Annotated in this window: 13 protein-coding genes and 2 pseudogenes; 5 read left to right on the top strand and 10 right to left on the bottom strand. The window is 61.6% G+C overall.

Annotated features, from left to right (window positions below):
- Positions 1-26 precede the first annotated feature (26 nt).
- The 4 genes and pseudogenes from N4R57_21910 to xsc all read left to right on the top strand — a co-directional run bounded on the left by N4R57_21910 (position 27) and on the right by xsc (position 6,038).
- A complete protein-coding gene (locus N4R57_21910) occupies positions 27-1,421 on the top strand; it encodes an aminotransferase class III-fold pyridoxal phosphate-dependent enzyme (GenBank protein UYV37542.1) in 1,395 nt (464 codons plus the stop codon).
- A 188-nt stretch (positions 1,422-1,609) separates the two neighbouring features.
- Positions 1,610-2,593, top strand: a complete 984-nt coding sequence (locus N4R57_21905) for a hypothetical protein (GenBank protein ID UYV37541.1) — start codon at positions 1,610-1,612, stop codon at positions 2,591-2,593.
- A gap of 72 nt (positions 2,594-2,665) precedes the next feature.
- Positions 2,666-4,133 (top strand): annotated as a pseudogene (locus N4R57_21900) (PLP-dependent aminotransferase family protein).
- Positions 4,134-4,265: 132 nt separating this feature from the next.
- Complete coding sequence (xsc, locus tag N4R57_21895; protein UYV37540.1) at positions 4,266-6,038, top strand: sulfoacetaldehyde acetyltransferase; 1,773 nt, start codon at positions 4,266-4,268, stop codon at positions 6,036-6,038.
- 119 nt (positions 6,039-6,157) lie between these two features.
- Here the strand turns inward: xsc and N4R57_21890 are convergent, their stop codons facing one another.
- Entirely contained in the window at positions 6,158-6,646 is a 489-nt protein-coding gene (locus N4R57_21890; protein ID UYV37539.1) for a hypothetical protein, read from the bottom strand.
- A gap of 132 nt (positions 6,647-6,778) precedes the next feature.
- Positions 6,779-7,801 (bottom strand): aspartate-semialdehyde dehydrogenase, encoded by a 1,023-nt coding sequence (locus N4R57_21885; GenBank protein ID UYV37538.1) that lies wholly within the window; start codon positions 7,799-7,801, stop codon positions 6,779-6,781.
- A gap of 307 nt (positions 7,802-8,108) precedes the next feature.
- Between N4R57_21885 and N4R57_21880 the strand changes: the two genes are divergently transcribed.
- Complete coding sequence (locus N4R57_21880; protein ID UYV37537.1) at positions 8,109-9,452, top strand: MATE family efflux transporter; 1,344 nt, start codon at positions 8,109-8,111, stop codon at positions 9,450-9,452.
- Positions 9,453-9,503: 51 nt separating this feature from the next.
- Here N4R57_21880 and N4R57_21875 read toward each other — a convergent pair whose 3' ends face one another.
- The 8 genes and pseudogenes from N4R57_21875 to N4R57_21840 form a co-directional block, all read right to left on the bottom strand.
- Positions 9,504-10,682 (bottom strand): MFS transporter, encoded by a 1,179-nt coding sequence (locus N4R57_21875; GenBank protein UYV37536.1) that lies wholly within the window; start codon positions 10,680-10,682, stop codon positions 9,504-9,506.
- Between the two features lie 266 nt (positions 10,683-10,948).
- Entirely contained in the window at positions 10,949-11,695 is a 747-nt protein-coding gene (locus N4R57_21870; GenBank protein UYV37535.1) for an SDR family oxidoreductase, read from the bottom strand.
- A gap of 44 nt (positions 11,696-11,739) precedes the next feature.
- A complete protein-coding gene (locus tag N4R57_21865; protein ID UYV37534.1) occupies positions 11,740-11,901 on the bottom strand; it encodes a hypothetical protein in 162 nt (53 codons plus the stop codon).
- A gap of 305 nt (positions 11,902-12,206) precedes the next feature.
- A pseudogene (locus N4R57_21860) lies at positions 12,207-13,657 on the bottom strand (aldehyde dehydrogenase family protein).
- A 55-nt stretch (positions 13,658-13,712) separates the two neighbouring features.
- Positions 13,713-15,299, bottom strand: a complete 1,587-nt coding sequence (locus tag N4R57_21855; protein ID UYV37533.1) for a dipeptide ABC transporter ATP-binding protein — start codon at positions 15,297-15,299, stop codon at positions 13,713-13,715.
- A gap of 178 nt (positions 15,300-15,477) precedes the next feature.
- Entirely contained in the window at positions 15,478-16,332 is an 855-nt protein-coding gene (locus N4R57_21850; GenBank protein ID UYV37532.1) for an ABC transporter permease, read from the bottom strand.
- Positions 16,329-17,276 carry an ABC transporter permease gene (locus N4R57_21845; GenBank protein UYV37531.1) on the bottom strand — a complete coding sequence of 316 codons (948 nt, stop codon included), beginning with the start codon at positions 17,274-17,276 and terminating at the stop codon, positions 16,329-16,331. The genes N4R57_21850 and N4R57_21845 overlap by 4 nt, the downstream gene beginning before the upstream one ends.
- Before the next feature lie 194 nt (positions 17,277-17,470).
- A complete protein-coding gene (locus tag N4R57_21840; protein ID UYV37530.1) occupies positions 17,471-18,946 on the bottom strand; it encodes an ABC transporter substrate-binding protein in 1,476 nt (491 codons plus the stop codon).
- Between the last annotated feature and the right edge of the window lie 34 nt (positions 18,947-18,980).

The following is an 18,980-nucleotide window of genomic DNA, read 5'->3' as shown; positions in this document are numbered from 1 at the left end:
GCCTCGGCGCCCTCGGGAGAGTCACAATGGACGGACACCTCACAGAAAATGACATCAGCCACGTCGTTGACGCAGACCGCGCTCACGTCTGGCACCACCTGACCCAACACAAGCCGTTTGAAACCGGCGAACCGCGCATCATCATCGAAGGCAAAGGGATGCGCGTCTGGGATCAGAACGGCAAAGAATTTCTTGATGCGGTGTCGGGCGGCGTCTGGACCGTCAATGTCGGCTATGGCCGCGAAAGCATTGCCAACGCGGTGCGCGACCAACTCATCAAACTGAACTATTTCGCTGGCTCCGCCGGCTCCGTCCCCGGCGCTTTGTTCTCGGAAAAGCTGATCTCGAAAATGCCAGGCATGACCCGTGTCTACCACACCAACTCCGGGTCCGAGGCCAACGAGAAAGCCTTCAAAATGGTCCGCCAGATCGCGCACAAACGCTACGGCGGCAAAAAGCGCAAAATCCTCTACCGCGAGCGTGACTACCACGGCGGAACCATCGGCACCATGTCAGCCGGCGGTCAGGACGAGCGCAACGCCCAATACGGCCCCTTCGCGCCGGATTTCGTCCGCGTGCCGCACTGCATGGAATACCGCGCCCAACAAGGCTGGGACGCCACCTCGGAAAGCTACGGTGAATGGGCCGCCAACCAGATCGAAGAAGTGATCCTGCGCGAAGGTGCAGACACGGTCGGCGCGCTCTGCCTCGAACCCGTCACGGCGGGCGGCGGCGTGATCGAAGCCCCCGAAGGCTACTGGCCCCGTGTTCAGGAAATCTGCCGCAAATACGACGTGCTCCTGCATATCGACGAAGTCGTCTGCGGCGTCGGGCGCACCGGCACCGAATGGTTCGGCTATCAGCATTACGGCGTCGAACCCGATTTCGTCACCATGGCCAAGGGCGTCGCCTCCGGCTATGCCGCCATCGCCTGCTGCGTGACCACCGAACGGGTGTTTGACCTGTTCAAGGATGACGACACCGATCCGCTCAACTTCTTCCGTGACATCTCCACCTTCGGCGGGTGCACCGCTGGCCCGGCGGCGGCGCTCGAAAACATGCGCATCATCGAAGATGAGAACCTGCTCGAAAACACCACCCTCATGGGCGACCGGATGAAGAGCAACCTCCGCGCCCTGATGGAAAAACACAAAGTCATCGGCGATGTGCGTGGCAAGGGTCTGTTCCTCGGCGCCGAGCTCGTTTCCGACCGCACCACCAAAGACCCGGTCAGCGAAAAAGAGGTCGCGCAAGTCGTCGGTGAATGCGGTGCCCAAGGCGTCATCATCGGCGCGACCAACCGCTCCGTGCCGGGCTTTAACAACACGCTCTGTTTCTCGCCCGCGCTGATCTCAACCGCCGATGACATCGACCAGATCACCGAAACGGTCGACAAGGCGCTGACCAAAGTGTTCGGCTGACGCACAATCGACGTCGCCCCGCATCCGGGGCGCATGTTTTGACACACCCTCGACGGGCCACGCCATGCGCGTGGCCCGTTGCTGTTTCACCGGTTCTGCGGCGCTCGCACCCGGCGTCCGGCTTGCCTTTTCGGCAGGATTTCTGCCTTCTGGCACCGATACACCTCAGCAAAGAAAGCGCCGCACCAATGTTTCGCCACCTCGCATTTGCAATCCTCGCGACCTTCGGCCTTTTTGCCGCTGCCTTGCGCGCCGACCCGCTGCCACAGGGTCAATTCCTGCTTGGCACCTATGTTTGGCCCGATAGCATTCTGGCGCGCTACACGGTTCTCAGCATCCAAGGGGACACCCTTGTGCTTCGCTTTTCTTACCCCTTGCCGCTCAATTTCCAAGCCTGCGAGCGTGGGGAAAACTGTATCTACGACGCGCGCGCGGCCACGGCTCAACTGGCGCTCACCGGTGACACGCTCACGCTTAGCAATGTCGAAATCGACACCGACGCCCCGATCGAGCCTAGCGCCGAAAAATACACCGGCAAACCCGCCCATGCGCTCTATACCACCCCGATGCTCGCCCTGCTGAACAACGCCACCCTGCACAGCACGCCAACCGGTTTTCAGCTCAACACCGGAGCGCTCAAGCTTGATTTCTACCGCGCCGATGACACCGCAATCGCCGCCGCCCAATCGCTTCCAATAACCCACAGCCTGTCAATCGCCCGACTGGCCGCTTGCGAGGTCCGCGCCATCGCCCCGCTTTTCCTCAACCCGTCACCCAACGCCGATGAACAGCGCAGGCTCAATGTGCTCACGGGCTTCGTCCAGCAATTAAAGCTCGAACAAAAAACGCACGCGCTCAACCCCATCCTTGGCAAGCCGAGCGATGCCGACAAAGCGCGCGCAAAGCGCATATCGCTCACCATGCGCCTCCCCGTGTTTGCCGCAGGGCTGTTCCCCGACCCCGGTGAACCCTTTGTCGAACCCCTATGGGAAAAGCCCGGCAAGGCGATGTTCAACCAAAATCGCGCCGCCTATGATGCCGCGCTAGGGGGCTACGGCAACGGCCTGAATGATCTGGTTGAATACTACCGCTACATGCGGAAATCAGCCCCCAAGCCAACGATCCAAGAGGTCTGCGACGATCCCCTTCTTGGCTTCGCAAACACGCCCTGAAACCGGCATTGCATGGCGGGATAGCATACATCCAATTTGCGCACGGCTTAAGTCCAGTTTAGGCTGCCCCCCATGGCGATTTCAGTAGACACTTTCTTCCTCGACCCGGACGCGCAAGGCACCTTGCAGGCGCGCATTCAATCCATGGTGGCCGAAGGTATCCTCTCGGGCCGCTTCATGCGGGGCGAAAAACTGCCCTCTTCGCGCAAACTGGCCCAGCACCTTGGCGTGTCACGCATCACCGTGACGCTCGCCTATACCGAACTGGTTGCGTCTGACTATCTCACCGCGCGGGGCCGCTCTGGCTATTTCGTCTCGGAAACAGCACCCGAACCGCCCGCCTTTCCGCCGCAATCCCCGCGACAGGACGCCGTCGATTGGCCCCGCCTCATCGGCCAGCGGTTTTCCGGTGGCTCGACCCCCACCAAGCCGCTCAACTGGCGCTCCTATCGCTATCCGTTTGTCTATGGCCAAACCGATCCGCGCCTGTTTGACCACGCCAACTGGCGGCAATGCGCCTTGCAGGCATTGGGGCAAAAAGACTTCGCCTCCCTCACCTCGGACTACTACGATCAGGACGACCCCGAGCTTGTCTCCTTCATCGCCCGCAACATCCTGCCCCGGCGCGGGATCATGGCCGGAGCCGAAGAAATCCTCGTCACCATGGGGGCCCAAAATGCCCTTTGGCTCGCCGCGCAGGTCGCTCCTGACCCAGCGCCGCACAGCCGCCATCGAAGACCCCTGCTACCCGGCCCTGCGCGATATTCTGGAGCAATCGCGTTGCCATGTGACGCCCCTCGCGGTTGATGCCGACGGCCTGCCGCCCGATGCCCTGCCCGATGGAACCGATGTCATCTTCACCACGCCCAGCCACCAATGCCCGACCACGGCAACCATGCCCCTCGCCCGGCGGCACGCCCTTTTGGAACGCGCCCGCGACCTTGATGCCCTGATCGTCGAGGACGACTACGAATTCGAAATGTCCTTCCTGTCGCCGCCCTCCCCCGCGCTCAAATCGCTCGACCGGGACGGGCGGGTGATCTATGTCGGCTCGTTCTCGAAATCGCTGTTTCCGGGGCTGCGCCTTGGCTACCTTGTCGGCTCCGCCCCCTTTATTCGCGAGGTCCGCGCCCTGCGTGCCTCGGTCCTGCGCCATGTGCCCGGCCATACCCAGCGCACCGCGGCCTATTTCCTGTCGCTTGGCCACTACGACAGCCTGATCCGCCGCATGGGCGACCGCCTGCGCCACCGCCGCGAAGTGATGAGCGCGGCCATTCAGGAGCACAACCTTACCGTTGCCGGGCGCGGTGCCTTTGGCGGCTCGTCCTTCTGGATGCGCGCGCCCGACCACATCGACATCACCGCGCTCAGCCTCGAATTGCGTGACCAAGGCGTGCTCATCGAACCGGGGCAACCCTTCTTCACCTCCCCAACCCAAGGCAACAGCCACTACCGCCTTGGCTATTCCTCTATCGCGGCGAAACTCATTCCCGCGGGCATCGCGCTCATCGCTTCCGCCATCGAAAACGCCCGTGCATGACCCATGCGCAATCTGGCCCTAATCCGGCGCACCAACTGGCCCTAACCCGCGTTTCACCGCACCCGTAAGTTCAAGCAACCCACGCGCGTCTTGCGACTCGCGCCTGTTGACCGCCCAAAAGGGACATCATCCATGAAAATGACCACCGAAGAAGCCTTTGTGAAAACCCTGCAAATGCATGGCATCGAACACGCGTTCGGGATCATCGGCTCGGCCTTCATGCCGATCTCCGATAATTTCCCGCGCGCTGGCATCACCTTTTGGGACTGCGCACACGAAGGCTCGGGCGGTATGATGGCCGATGGCTTCACCCGCGCCTCCGGCAAAATGTCGATGATGATCGCGCAAAACGGCCCCGGCATCACCAACTTCGTCACCGCCGTGAAAACCGCCTATTGGAACCACACGCCGCTCCTCTTGGTGACCCCGCAGGCCGCCAATAAAACCATCGGCCAAGGCGGCTTTCAGGAGATGGAGCAAATGCGCCTCTTCGCCGATTGCGTCGCCTATCAGGAAGAGGTCCGCGACCCCTCGCGCGTTGCCGAAGTGCTCAACCGCGTGATCCTCAACGCCAAACGCGCCAGCGCCCCGGCGCAGATCAACATGCCGCGCGATTTCTGGACCAAGGTGATTGATATCGACCTGCCTGATATGGTCGCATTCGAACGCCCCGGCGGCGGCGAAGACGCCCTTGCTCAGGCCGCCGACCTGCTCAGCACCGCCAAGTTCCCGGTTATCCTCAACGGCGCGGGCGTGGTGCTCGGCGGCGCGATCCCGGCCTCTATGGCGCTGGCCGAACGGCTCGATGCGCCGGTCTGCGTTGGCTATCAGCACAATGATGCCTTCCCCGGCTCGCACCCGCTTTTTGCCGGGCCACTGGGCTATAACGGCTCCAAGGCGGGGATGGAGCTTATCGCCCAAGCCGACGTTGTGCTGGCGCTCGGCACACGGCTCAATCCGTTTTCCACCCTGCCGGGCTATGGCATGGATTACTGGCCCAAGGACGCCAAAATCATTCAGGTCGACATCAACCCCGACCGCATCGGGCTGACCAAAAAAGTCAGCGTCGGCATTGTCGGCGACGCCAAAAAGGTCGCCACCTCGATCCTTGAGAACCTCAGCGATAGCGCCGGTGACACGGGGCGCGACGACCGCAAGGCGCTGATTGCCAAAACCAAATCCACATGGGCACAGCAACTCGCCAGCATGGACCACGAAGACGACGATCCCGGCACCACGTGGAACCAACGCGCCCGCAGCGACAAACCCGACTGGATGAGCCCGCGCATGGCGTGGCGCGCCATTCAATCCGCCCTCCCGAAAGAGGCGATCATCTCGTCTGACATCGGCAACAACTGCGCCATCGGCAATGCCTACCCGTCCTTTGAAGAAGGGCGCAAATACCTCGCGCCCGGCCTGTTCGGGCCTTGTGGCTATGGCCTGCCTTCGGTGATCGGTGCGAAAATAGCTTGCCCCGATACGCCCGTTGTCGGCTTTTCGGGTGACGGCGCGTTCGGCATCGCCGTGACCGAGCTTACCGCCATTGGCCGCCCCGAATGGCCCGCCATCACCCAGATCGTGTTCCGCAACTACCAATGGGGCGCGGAAAAGCGCAACTCGACCCTCTGGTATGACGACAACTTCGTCGGAACCGAGCTGGACAACCAAGTCTCCTACGCTGGCATCGCCACGGCCTGCGGTCTGCAAGGCGTCGTCGTGCGCACGATGGAGGAACTGACCAGCGCGCTCGATCAGGCGATCAAGGATCAAAAAGCCGGGAAAACCACGCTTATCGAAGCCCTGATCAATCAGGAACTCGGCGAGCCGTTCCGCCGCGATGCGATGACCAAACCCAATGTGGTCGCTGGCATCGACCCGGCCGACATGCGCCCGCAACAGCCCTAATCACAGCAGCCGATAAACCCGCCGAAATCGCCGCTCCGCATAATGGCGGGGCGGGGCGGGGCGCATTGGTCAGCGCCGGATCACTCCCGTCACGGGCGGCACATTGTCCGGCCCGCGCCTTACTGGCGGATCATCTCGATGAACTTCTTGTGGTTCTGGTCCATCGTCTGCATGCGTTGGTTAAAATTGGCGGTGTTCTGTGCACCAAAATTGTGGATTTGCTGCATCCGCTGCGCATGGGTCAGCCCCATTCCAGGGGCCGCATTGCCGGTCTGCTGCATCAACCGACCCTGCTGCGCCGCCATTTGAACCTGCTGCTGTGCTTCGCGCAGTTGCCAAATGTTCTGTTGATAAAAAGCACAGGCATTCGGGTTGCCCTGCATCCGGCAATCATACCCGGCGCTCAGCATCATATGCGCCTGCTGCTGCAACAACGGGATCGCATTGCACGACTGCGCATTGCCCATATTGCAGCCCTGCCCAAGCGTGGTCATGATCTGGTTGATCGCCTGAAGCACCTGCGGGTCCGCGGTGGCGTAATAGTGGTCGGCTTTCGCTGGCCCGCCAAGGCCAACAACAACGGCTAAAAGTGTCAGAATGCGTTTCATAATACTCTCCAAAACTTAAATAGATAAGGAGAGTGTAGGCCGCGATCACTCAAAAACTCAACTGATCCGTCCAAAACGCAAAAGGCAGAGGCCGTCACCGACCCCTGCCTCCCGTCATCGTTCTTACCGGCCTCAGCCTTTTTTCAGAACCTCACGGCCCAGCAATTCGGCGATTTGAACGGCGTTCAGCGCCGCCCCTTTGCGCAGGTTGTCGCTGACGCACCACAGGTTCAGCCCGTTGTCGATCGTGCTGTCCTGACGGATGCGGCTGATGAAGGTGGCGAAATCGCCAACACATTCCACCGGCGTGACGTATCCACCGTCCTCGCGCTTATCGATCACCATCACGCCGGGCGCCTCGCGCAGAATATCGCGCGCTTCGTCCTCATCAAGCGAGTCTTCAAACTCAAGGTTGATCGCCTCGGAATGGCCGACAAAAACCGGCACCCGCACGCAGGTCGCCGTAACCTTGATCGCCGGATCGACGATCTTCTTGGTCTCGGCCACCATTTTCCACTCTTCTTTGGTCTCGCCGCTGTCCATGAACACGTCGATATGCGGGATCACGTTGAACGCGATCTGCTTGGTGAACTTCTTGGCGGGCTTGTCATCGGTCGGGTTGTACATCGACTTGGTTTGATCCCAAAGCTCGTCAATGCCCTCTTTCCCGGCGCCCGACACCGACTGATAGGTGCTCACCACCACGCGCTTGATCTTGGCACGATCATGCAACGGCTTAAGCGCGACAACCATCTGCGCGGTCGAACAATTCGGGTTGGCGATGATGTTCTTCTTGGCATAGCCATGCACCGCCTGCGGGTTCACTTCCGGCACGATCAACGGCACATCCGGGTCATAACGGTACAGCGACGAGTTATCGATCACCACACAGCCAACCTTCGCCGCTTTCGGCGCGTAAATCTTCGTCGCCTCCGACCCCACGGCAAACAACGCCATGTCCCAGCCGGTGAAATCGAACGTATCCAGATCCTCGGTCGTCAATGTCTTGTCGCCAAAGCTCACCTCGGTCCCGAGGCTCCGGCGCGAAGCCACAACAGCAACCTTATCCACCGGGAACTGACGCTCCGCTAGGATGTTAAGCATTTCACGGCCCACGTTACCCGTGGCACCGACAACAACGACATTATAGCCCATCGCAAGGGACTCCTTCTCTGGCGAACGGTGCCTTCTAACGCAGGCACGGGCCCAGCGAAAGGGGCCAAACCATCACCATTCGTGTGATCGCCCCATTGCGGCGCGAATGTATCACCCGGCCTACAGCCTCTTGCCAAGCGGGTCCGCTCTGCCTATCAGGCGCCATGGGGCGTCGAACCCCCGCCGCTCGCAGGCACGTGCCATGGTGAAGTTCGATATCTTGACGAACCGTTCCTTTTCATTGCGGTCCGTTGGCAACGCGAGCCCCAACCCATCTCCGCATCTGAACATGAAAAGAAGGTTCCAGATGTCCGATCTCTCTCCGTCCCCTGCGGGCGACAATATCTACCTGCGCGGAGCGCTGCTCCCGCTGTTTGCCAAAACCGCCCTGCCGATCGTGCTGATCATGCTGGTCAACGGGCTGTTCACCGTGGTCGATGCCTACTTCCTTGGCACATTCGTCGGCGCTGATGCGCTTGTCGCGGTCACGCTGATGTTTCCGTTCTACATGCTGATCGTCGCGCTTTCGACACTGGTCAGCAGCGGTTTTTCCTCGGTCTATGCCCGTCATATCGGGGCCGAAAACCCGCATGATGCGGCGGCGGCCTTCACCTCTGCGCTTGGCCTTGCGGCTGTGACTTGCCTTGTGCTCATGGCGGGTGACTGGCTCATTGGTCCAGCCCTCTCGCGCCTTCTGGCGGGTGGGCCGGGCACGCTGGCCGATCTCGGGCACAGCTATATTCGCGTGGTCGTGCTGTTCTCGCCGCTGACATTCCTGCTCGCGCTCAACGTCGATGTGCTGCGCGCGCGTGGGCGGCTGTCGGCGATGACCGGCGTCATGCTGCTCTCGGCCCTGCTCAACATCGTGTTTGACTGGCTGATGGTGGTGCGCCTTGGCTACGGCGTGGTCGGCTCGGCCTATGGCACGGCGATGGCGCAAGGCGTGGCGCTGCTCGTGGTGTTCGCCCTGCGGCAACGCGCCGATCAGCCGCTGCGCCTGCGGGTCTCTCTCACGGGCTGGCCTGCGATCCTGTCGCTCGGCGCACCCAATAGCCTTGGCTATGTCGGCCTCTCGCTTTCCGCCGGTCTCACCCTGACCATGCTACAGGTCTGGGCCGCTGACACCTACGCGGCAACAAGCGGCGCTTTCGGCATCCTGACACGGCTGATGACCTTCACGTTCCTGCCGCTGCTCGGCCTGTCCATGGCGCTGCAAACCATCACCGGCAACAGCTTTGGCTCCGGCGATGTGGCGCGCAGCCGCTCTGCTCTGAAAACCGCAGCCGTGATCGCTCTGATCTATTGCGCCGCGGTTCAGGCGGGGTTCCTACTTCTGGCGCCACACCTCGGTGGACTCTTCGTTGCCGATGGCACGATCCAGACCGAGCTGGCCCGCATTCTGCCGCTCAACACGCTGACCATGGTGCTGTTTGGGCCGCTGATGATGATCGCCACCTATTATCAGGCGATCGGCGACGCGCAACGCGCCGGGCTTCTGGGCCTGTCACGCACCTATGCCTTCGGCCTGCCGCTGATTGCGCTGTTGCCGCTGATGATCGGTGAATGGGGCATCTGGCTTGCCGGACCGCTGGCGGAACTGCTGGTGCTTGGCCTCACCCTGATCGTCGCACGCCCTTTGCTAAAGGGGTGAACCAACCGCTCCGGGGGGCGCACGCCCTCCGGAGCGACTTCGGCCAAGCAGCTAGCCAGTGCGATCTTCGCAGAACAGGTAAACCACCAGCCCCACCAGAACCGTGACGGCAAAGAACCCGAACAACACCTGATAGGAATACTCAGGCCCGCGCCCCGCCCCTTCGGCGGCCGCATAAATCTTGCCCGTCAGAACCTGCATCACCCCAACCCCGCCAATCGCGAACAGGTTCATCAGCGTCACACCCCGACCAACCAGATGCGGCGGATAAAAACTCCGCCCATGTGCCATCAACACCGGAAAGGACGCGCCGAAAAAGCCAACCGCCGCACACAGGGCAACCGCCCGCCACATCATGTCATGCGGCAACACGGCCAATGCGGCAATCGCCAGAAACGCCACCAGATTGCCACCGAAAATCACCCATTTGCGGGTGCCCAACATCCGGTCGAGCGGGCCATAAATGAACGTCCCCGCAATCATCGCTGCGCCCATGATCAACGTGATACTGCCCACCGGCCCGGCCCCCGCGCCAAACACATCGGTGAAATACGGACCAATCCAAAGACCCCGCAACCCCGCCGCCGGGGCGTATTGGAAAAACATCAAAGGAAAGATCAGCCACAAGGCCGGCATCTTCAACAGATCAAAAACCGACCCCTTCTCATCGCTCACCACCCGCTCCGGGTCGCGCACCATCACGAACAACCCAAACGCCGTGGCCGCGCTGATCACCGCCATTCCCCACAGCACCGCGCGCCAGCCAAACGCCTCTACCGCCAATGTGGTGGGCAAGGCACTGACAAGGTTCCCGACGGACCCAACCCCAAGGATCACCGCCGCCAACGTGGCAAACACCGCCGGCGAATAGACCCTCGCAAAGATATAGTAGGATGCCATCAATACCGGCGAGCACCCCACGCCGATCAACAACATCGCCGCCGAAACATGCGCCGGGCTCGTCGCCATGGCAAACACCAACGCGCCGCCACCGCCACCGATCAGCAACAACACCGACGCCGTCACGCGCGGCCCCAAACGGTCCAATGACCACCCCACCGGAATTTGCATCGCTGCAAACGACAGGAACCAAAACCCCGACGCCGTGGCGAGGCTCTCTGCACTCGCCCCCAGATCGGTTTCCAGCACCTCGGTCAGCACCGCCAAAAACGCGCGGTAAAACTGGCTCAGCACATAGGCAAAGGTCAAAAGGATCAAATCTGCGCGCATATTTTAGGCCCTCCCCGGCTGGGGCCGACTAAATATTAAGCATACGGGAGAGGCAAGATGCCAACTGACGCGACACGCCATCCCGTGCCAAACGTCGCACAGATTGATGACCCGGCACGCCGCCCTCCCCGCAGGGAGGGCATGCTTTGATCACCGGTCACGCGCGTGGCGTTGCTCCACCTTCGGACCATCCGCCACACGCGTCTTAACTGCACTCCCAAGGGCGGGCGTAGCGCTCCCACGCCGCCCCTCGGAGAGGGGGCGCCTCAGATACAGCGCCCGCCGTCAACTTCCATGCAAACGCCGGTAATCATGCTCGCCTCATCGCTGCACAGGAAACACGCCGCATTGGCCATGTCCTCTGGCGTGGAAAACCGGCCCAACGGGATGGTCGCCAAAAACTTCGCCCGCATTTCCGGCGTGTCTTGCCCCATAAAGCTCGACAAAAGCGGCGTTTCCCCCGCCACCGGGTTGATCGCATTCACCCGCACACCGCTCGGGGCAAGCTCCACGGCCATCGTCTTGGTCGCGACATTCACCCACCCCTTCGAGGCGTTGTACCAGCTCAAATTTGGCCGCGGGCTCAATCCCGCTGTGGACGACACGTTCAAAATTGAGCCGCTGCCCTGTTCTTTCATGATCGGCGCAAGCTCGCGCGCAAACAGATAGATCGACTTGCAGTTCACCGCGAACACCCGGTCGAAATCCTCTTCGCTGATGTCCTCCATCGGCGCTGGCAAATGCGTCACACCGGCGTTGTTGACCAACAGATCGACACCGCCCATCACCTCACGCGCTTCTTTGACGACCCGTGCAACATCCGCCTTGTCGGCCACATTCGCCGCCGACCCGAACGATCCCTGACCCAGCTCCTCTGCCACGCCCATCGCCCCGTCATGGTTCAGATCGACAATCATCACCTGCGCGCCCTCGGCCACGAATTTCCGCGCAATCCCTGCGCCAAAGCCGCTCGCCGCGCCGGTAATGATCGCCCGTTTTCCGTTCAGTCTCATGTCTCTTCCCTCTCTCCATACGCCCCGGAAATATGGGGCAAATTCTACACCCTGCGCGCCGCGCGCCACAGGTCCATCAACTCTTCCGCCACACGCTGACGCTCGGCAATCCAATGCGGCTCGGCCACATCCGCCCCGCGCCGGTATCGCGGGTCATCCAACGGCGCCACCACCACCGGCGCATCGCCAAACTGGTCCGCCGTCACGTCGATTATACAGGCGTGACAGCCAAGCTCGACCCAAGCATGCCCCTTCCAGCCCGCATCGCTCCGATACCCGCAATCGCACTCGATCGGAGAGCCAAAGGCCATCTCCGCTTGAAACCCTTGCGCGCGCATCACCTCGTATAAAAACCGCGACGACCGCCCGCACGTCCCCTCTGACAGGGTCCGCTTACCGGGCGGCGATCCGCGCTTGCGGTGCCACGCCTGCCAATGCGGCTCAAGAAAAACGCGCACCTCACGGGCCAAGGCCGTGACCCCCTCAAGCCGCAAGTCTGCCGCGTCGTCCCTCACCCGTGAAACGCCGCCACGGTTTTGAGCGTGGTAAACCCGTAAAGCGCCTCGAACCCTTTCTCGCGTCCGTGCCCCGACTTGCCGATGCCGCCAAACGGCAGCTCAACACCGCCCCCCGCACCATAGTTATTCAGGAAAACCTGCCCCGCCCGGATCGCCTTGGCCAACCGCATCTGCCGCGCGCCATTCTGGCTCCAAACGCTGGCGACAAGCCCGTAATCCGTGCCGTTGGCAATCGCCACGGCCTCTTCTTCATCATCAAACGGGATCGCCACCTGAACAGGTCCGAAAATCTCGTCCCTGGCAAGGGAATGCGCGGCACTCACCCCGGCAAACAACGTCGGAGAGACGAAATTCCCCCCTCCGGCGCATTCACCAACTGGCCCTGACCGGCGACCTCCAAATCACTGCCCTGCCCGATGAACCCGTCAACGATCCCCTTCTGCTTGGCCGAAATCAACGGCCCCACATCCAGATCATCCATCGCCGCCCCGACGCGCAGCGCGCCATAGCGTTCGCCCATCCGGCTCACGACCTCATCATAAATCTTACGCTGCACCAAAATGCGCGACGACGCCGAACAGGTCTGCCCGGCATTCTGCACCCCCGCATTCACCAAAAACGGCAGCGCCGCGTCTAGATCGGCATCTTCAAACACCAGTTGCGGGCTCTTCCCACCCAGCTCAAGCGTCACCGGCACCACATTCTTCGCTGCTGCCGCCTGAATCATCGCGCCCGTGGCCACCGACCCGGTAAAACTCACATGATGCACGCCGCTGTGCCCGGACAAGGCCGCGCCGCTCTCTGCGCCAAGGCCCGGAACCACGTTCAACACCCCATCCGGTAGGCCCGCCGCCTTGGCCAGATCGGCAAAGGCCAGCGCCGTCAAACAGGCATCCTCGGCTGGCTTCAAAACACAGGCATTCCCCGCCGCCAAAGCCGCCCCGACAGACCGCCCGATAATCTGCATCGGGTAATTCCACGGCACGATATGCGCCGTCACCCCGTGCGGCTCGCGCAGCGTATAAACCGTATAGCCGTCCAGATAAGGGATCGTATCCCCCATCAGCTTGTCGGCGGCACCTGCGTAAAACTCCATGTATCGCGCCAGAGCCACGGCATCGGCGCGCGCCTGCTTCAGCGGCTTGCCCACGTCCAGCGCCTCGATCCGCGCCAGTGCGTCGACCTTCTCCTCAACCAACCGGCCCAGCCGCGCCAGAATCCGGCCCCGCTCCACCGCTGGCGTGCGCGACCAAACTGAATCGTAAGCCGCTTGCGCCGCGCCCACGGCGGCGTCTACATCCCCCGCCTGCGCCCGCGCAATCTCGCCAATCTGCTCGCCGGTCGACGGGTTCATCAATGGCAAAACCCCGCCTCCCTCGGCAGGCACCCACTCGCCGTCAATCAAACACTTCGACGGATCAAACCACAGATCTTCAAGGCCCATATCGCCCCCCTTAACTTTCATCTTTGCAAATTTCTCATTCCGGCCCCGGCCGTCCTTACGCCGCTCCCAGATCGGGCAGCACCGGCGCCGCCGCAATCAACTGCTTGGTATAGGCATGCTGCGGGTTGTCAAACACCGCCCCCGTCTCGCCCTCTTCCACGATCTCGCCGGACTGCATCACCAACACCCGGTCGGTCACATTGCGCACCACGCTCAGATCATGACTGATGAACAGATATGACAGGCCGAACTCTTCCTGCAAGGACGCCAACAGATCCAATATCTGCGCCCGGATGCTCACATCCAGCGCCGACACCGCCTCGTCCAGAACCACCAACTCAGGGCGCAGGATCAACGCCCGCGCAATCGCGATCCGCTGCCGCTGCCCACCGCTGAACTCGTGGATGTAACGCTCCATCGCGTCCGCGCCGATCCCCACGGCCTCCAACACCTGCGCCACCTGTTCGCGCCAATCTGCGGGCCGCGCGTCCAGCAAATGAAACGGCTCCGCAACCAAGGGCGCCACCTTCCAGCGCGGATTGAAACTGCCATAGGGGTCCTGAAACACCACCTGCATTTTGCGCCTGACGTCGCGGTTGGGCACATGCCCGCTAAACACCGGCTCGCCATCCAGCCGGATCTCGCCGCTCTGAACCTCTTCCAACCCCAGAATGGCCCGTGTCAGGGTCGATTTCCCGCAGCCCGATTCCCCGACCAGCCCAAGGCTCTCACCCCGCTCAATGGTCAGGCTCACGCCCTTCACAGCGCGGAAATACCCCTGCGGCTGGAACAGCTTTGTGCGCGGCAAGGCATAGTCCCGCACCACATCCCGCACCTCCAGCAAGGGCGTGCCCTCAACCTGCGCCACCCGATCCGGCTGATGCCCCGATGCCTCGAACAACGCGCGGGTATAGGGGTGCTTCATCTCGGTGAACACATCCGCCGTGGCCCCGGCCTCCACCACCTCGCCCCGGCGCATAATGACGATCTCATCCGCCATATCCGCCACCACGGCAAGGTCATGGGTGATCAACATACAGCCCATGCCGTCTTCTCGTACCAGCCGCTTGAGAAGGCGCAAAACCTCGGCCTGCGTCGTGACATCCAACGCGGTGGTCGGCTCGTCCGCAATCAACAGCTTCGGGCGCAAGGCAATCGCCATCGCCATCACCACACGCTGGCGCTGCCCGCCGCTCAACTCATGCGGATAGCGGCTCATCGGAAATTTCTCTTCCGGCAATTCGCAACGGTTCAACGCCTCGCGCGCCCGGGCCATCGCCTCGGCTCGGCTCACCTTTTCATGGATCAGGATCGTCTCGGCCACCTGCACACCAATCGGCTTGATCGGGTTCAAAGCCGTCATCGGCTCCTGAAACACCATCCCCACCTCATTGCCGCGCATCCCGCAAAGCGCCCGCTCATCCATCGCCAGAACATCGTGCCCGCCCAGCCGGACCTGCCCGCGACACTCCGCCCCATCCGGCAACAGCTGCATCACCGCAAACGCCGTCATCGACTTGCCCGAGCCACTCTCTCCGATCACCCCGACAATCTGCCCCGGCGCCACGGAAAACGACACGGAATGAAGGATTTCCGTCCCGTGAATGCTCAGATCCAGCCCCTCGATCTCCAACAAGCTCATGCCACAGTCCCCCACGCCGCAGGTCCAAGTGGGGGGCCAGCCCCCCACACCCCCCGAGGTATTTCCAAACAGAAGAAGCGGCGCGGGCTGAAGTGCCTTTGAGGTCGGTGGGCTGCCCCCTCACGTCCTAATGCGGCAGTGTAGAAGACCGCTCCGCGCTCACGTGCCAACGACCCCATCATCGCTTCGCCCGCCGTAACTTCGGGTCCAGCAGATCGCGCAACCCATCCCCCATCAGGTTCAACCCCAACACGGTCAGCAAAATCGCCAGCCCCGGAAACAACGCCATATGTGGTGCAAATGAAATCATCGTCTGGCTATCGGCCAGCATGCGCCCCCAACTCGGGATCGGCGGCTGCGCCCCAAGCCCCACATAGGACAAGCCCGCCTCTGCGAGGATGCCCAGCGAAAACTGGATCGTGCCCTGCACGATCAACAGGTTCGTCACATTGGGAAGGATATGCTCCATCGAAATCCGCGCAGCCCCCTTGCCAGACACCCGCGCCGCCAACACATAATCCCGCGTCCAAAGGCTCAACGCTGCCCCGCGCACCAGACGCGCAAACACCGGAATGTTGAATATCCCGATGGCGATGATCGCGTTCAACGCGCTCGCGCCAAAGACTGCCGTGATCATGATCGCAATCAACAGGCTCGGGAACGCAAACACCAGATCATTGCCCCGCATGATCACCTCGTCCAGCAACGACCCCTTGCGCGCCGCCGCCGCCAGACCCAGCGGCACACCAAGGCCCATGCCGATCCCCACAGCCACCAACGCCACCGCGATCGAGGTCCGCGCCCCGACCATAATCATGCTCAGGATATCGCGCCCGAAATGGTCTGTCCCCAACGGGTGCGCCCCGCTCGGGCCCTTGATCTTGTTGGGAATGTCCAGCTGCGTGATGTCATAGGGCACCCACAGGAAGCTGATCAGCGCGCCCAGCACGAACACGCCCGTCAACACCACACCCAGCATCAACGACCGGTTCCCAAGCGCGGCACGGCCCAGCGTTATTTCCACCCCGCTCATACCCGCGTCCTCAATCTCGGATCGACAATCGCATAGGCAATGTCGACGGCAAAATTCACCACAATCACGGCAAACACGAGCAGCATGACAACCGATTCCACCACGATCAAATCCCGCGCCGAAATGCTCTGAAACACCAACCGACCCAGACCCGGCAAATAAAACACGTTCTCAATGATGATCGCCCCCGCCATCAAAAACGAAAACTGCAAGCCGATGATCGTCAACACCGGGATCAACGCATTGCGCAACGCATGCCGCCACAACGCTTGGCGCTTGTTCAACCCCTTCGCCCGCGCGGTGCGCACGAAATCCTCGCTCAATGTGTCCAGCAAGGAAGACCGCATCACCCGCGCCAGAATGCTCGCCTGCGGCAAAGCCAGCGCAATCGCCGGCAAGGTCAGGCTCTTCAAAGCGGCGAAAAAGCCCGCATCCCAGCCGACAAATCCCCCGGCGCTAAACCATTGCAGGTTGATCGCAAACACCAATACCATCAGCATCGCAAACCAGAAGTTCGGGATCGCCACGCCCAATTGCGTCACCCCCATCACCACCGTGTCCACCACCGATCCGCGCTTGCTCGCCGCCCAAATCCCGGCCGGAAAGGCAATCACCGTCGACAGCGTCAGCGCATAAATCGCCAGCGGAAGGGAAATCCACAACCGCTCGCCAATCATCTCCGCCACCGGCGTGCGATAGGTATACGAGGTGCCGAAATCGCCCTGCACCATGCCCCCGACCCACGCCAGATACCGCTCGACCAAGCTCCCGCTCAGCCCAAGCTGATCACGCAGCGCGTTCAATGTCTCATCGGTTGCATTGATTCCCAACATGTAAGCCGCCGGATCTCCCGGAACGACCTCCACCATGAGGAAAATCACAAAGCTCGCCACCACCAGCGATAGCGCCAGCGAAAACAACCGCTTCAAGACATACCTCAGCATCCCGCGCCCTGCGAAATCATCGGCTCACCTACCTTCATCTTCGAAAAATACTCCCGCCGGAGGCCCAGACACATCACCCGGAACATCCATTGGCAAATCCGCGTTCACTTCGCACCAGGCCCCCCGGGTGCGCGGGGTGGGTGGGCGGGCGCGCTCCCGGGGGCGGCCCGCCACACCTTACTCGACCGAATGGATCACTCGGCCCACTCAACCGCCGTCATATCCACAGCCTGCGTCGGCGCATCTTTCCAAAGCCCGGTGATGCCCTTCTTGGCAATCGTCGGATAGGCCAGTTGGAACAGATAACCGTTCACATAATCTGTCGAGATGACCGTCTGCATCTCGCTCAACAGCTTCGAGCGCATCGACGGATCGGTTTCCACACCCAGCTTGGTGTTCAGCGCCTGAAACGCCGGGTTGTCATATTGGAAATAGTAATCCGGGCGGGCATAAATCCCGATGTCCATCGGCTCGGTATGGCTGACAATGGTCAAACCGAAATCCTTGCCCTTGAACACCTGCTCAAGCCATTGCGCCCATTCCAGATTGCTAATCTCGGCCTCGATCCCCACGGCGCGCAACTGTGCGGCAATGATCTCGCCTCCGCGACGCGCATAAGACGGCGGCGGCAGCTTCAGCGTGGTTTTGAACCCGTCGGCAAAGCCGGCCTCGGCCAACAGCTTCTTGGCCAGCTCCGGGTCATACTGCGAATTGCCGGTCAGATCGACATAATCGGGATGGTGCGGCGCAAAATGCGTGCCAATCGGCGTGCCAAGGCCAAACATCGCCCCGTCAATGATCGCCTGACGGTCAATCGCATGGGCAATCGCCTTGCGCACTTTGACGTTGTCCAGCGGCGGCATCTTGTTGTTGGTCGACAGGATCGTCTCACCTTCGGTGTTGCCAAGGATCACCTGAAACCGCGGATCGGCCTCAAACTGCGGAATGTTCTCCGGCGCGGGAAAGCCCGCGAACGCGTCGACATCTTCCGCCATCACGGCTGCAAACGCCGCGGTCGGGTCGCTGATGAACTTGAACGTCACCTTATCCAGCTTGGCCGGGGTGCCCCAATACTCACCGTTCTTTTCCAAGGTGATATTGTCGCCCTGAACCCAGTTGGTGAACTTGAACGCGCCGGTGCCAATCGGTGTCTGCTTGATGGTCTCGATGCTCTCTGGCGCCACGATCACCGCATCGCCCCACGCCATGTTGAACAGAAACGCACCATTCGGCTCGCTCAAGGTGACCTTGACGGTCATCGGGTCAACCACATCAACGCTGGCAATCGTCGCAAACAGCGCCTTTTGCGCGTTCGCGCTGTCTTCGGCGCGGGCACGGTCAAGGCTGAACTTCACGTCCTCGGCGTCCATCGCCGATCCGTCGTGAAATTTCACCCCCTCGTTCAGATGGAAGGTATAGGTCAGCCCGTCTTCCGAAATGTCCCAGCTTTTGGCCAGACCGGGGTTCACGCTGCCATCCGCGCCGAACCGCGTCAGCCCCTCAAACACGTTGGAATAAAGCACCGAGTCAATCGCGCCCGCAGCCGCGCTCGTCGGGTCCAGATGCGGCGGTTCAAGCTGCATCGCCACCGTGATGTCGGTCTTGGCCACAGCGGCCCCCGCCATCAGCATTGCAAGCGCGCTCACCGCGCCCAGTTTCATGAATGACATATCATAACTCCCTTGTGTCATGGCCGACTCTTTG

Source organism: Rhodobacteraceae bacterium D3-12, from assembly GCA_025916135.1.
Lineage (GTDB): Bacteria > Pseudomonadota > Alphaproteobacteria > Rhodobacterales > Rhodobacteraceae > JAKGBX01.
The sequence above is the reverse complement of the archived record's forward strand: the minus strand, read 5'-3'. Positions and strand labels throughout refer to the sequence as shown.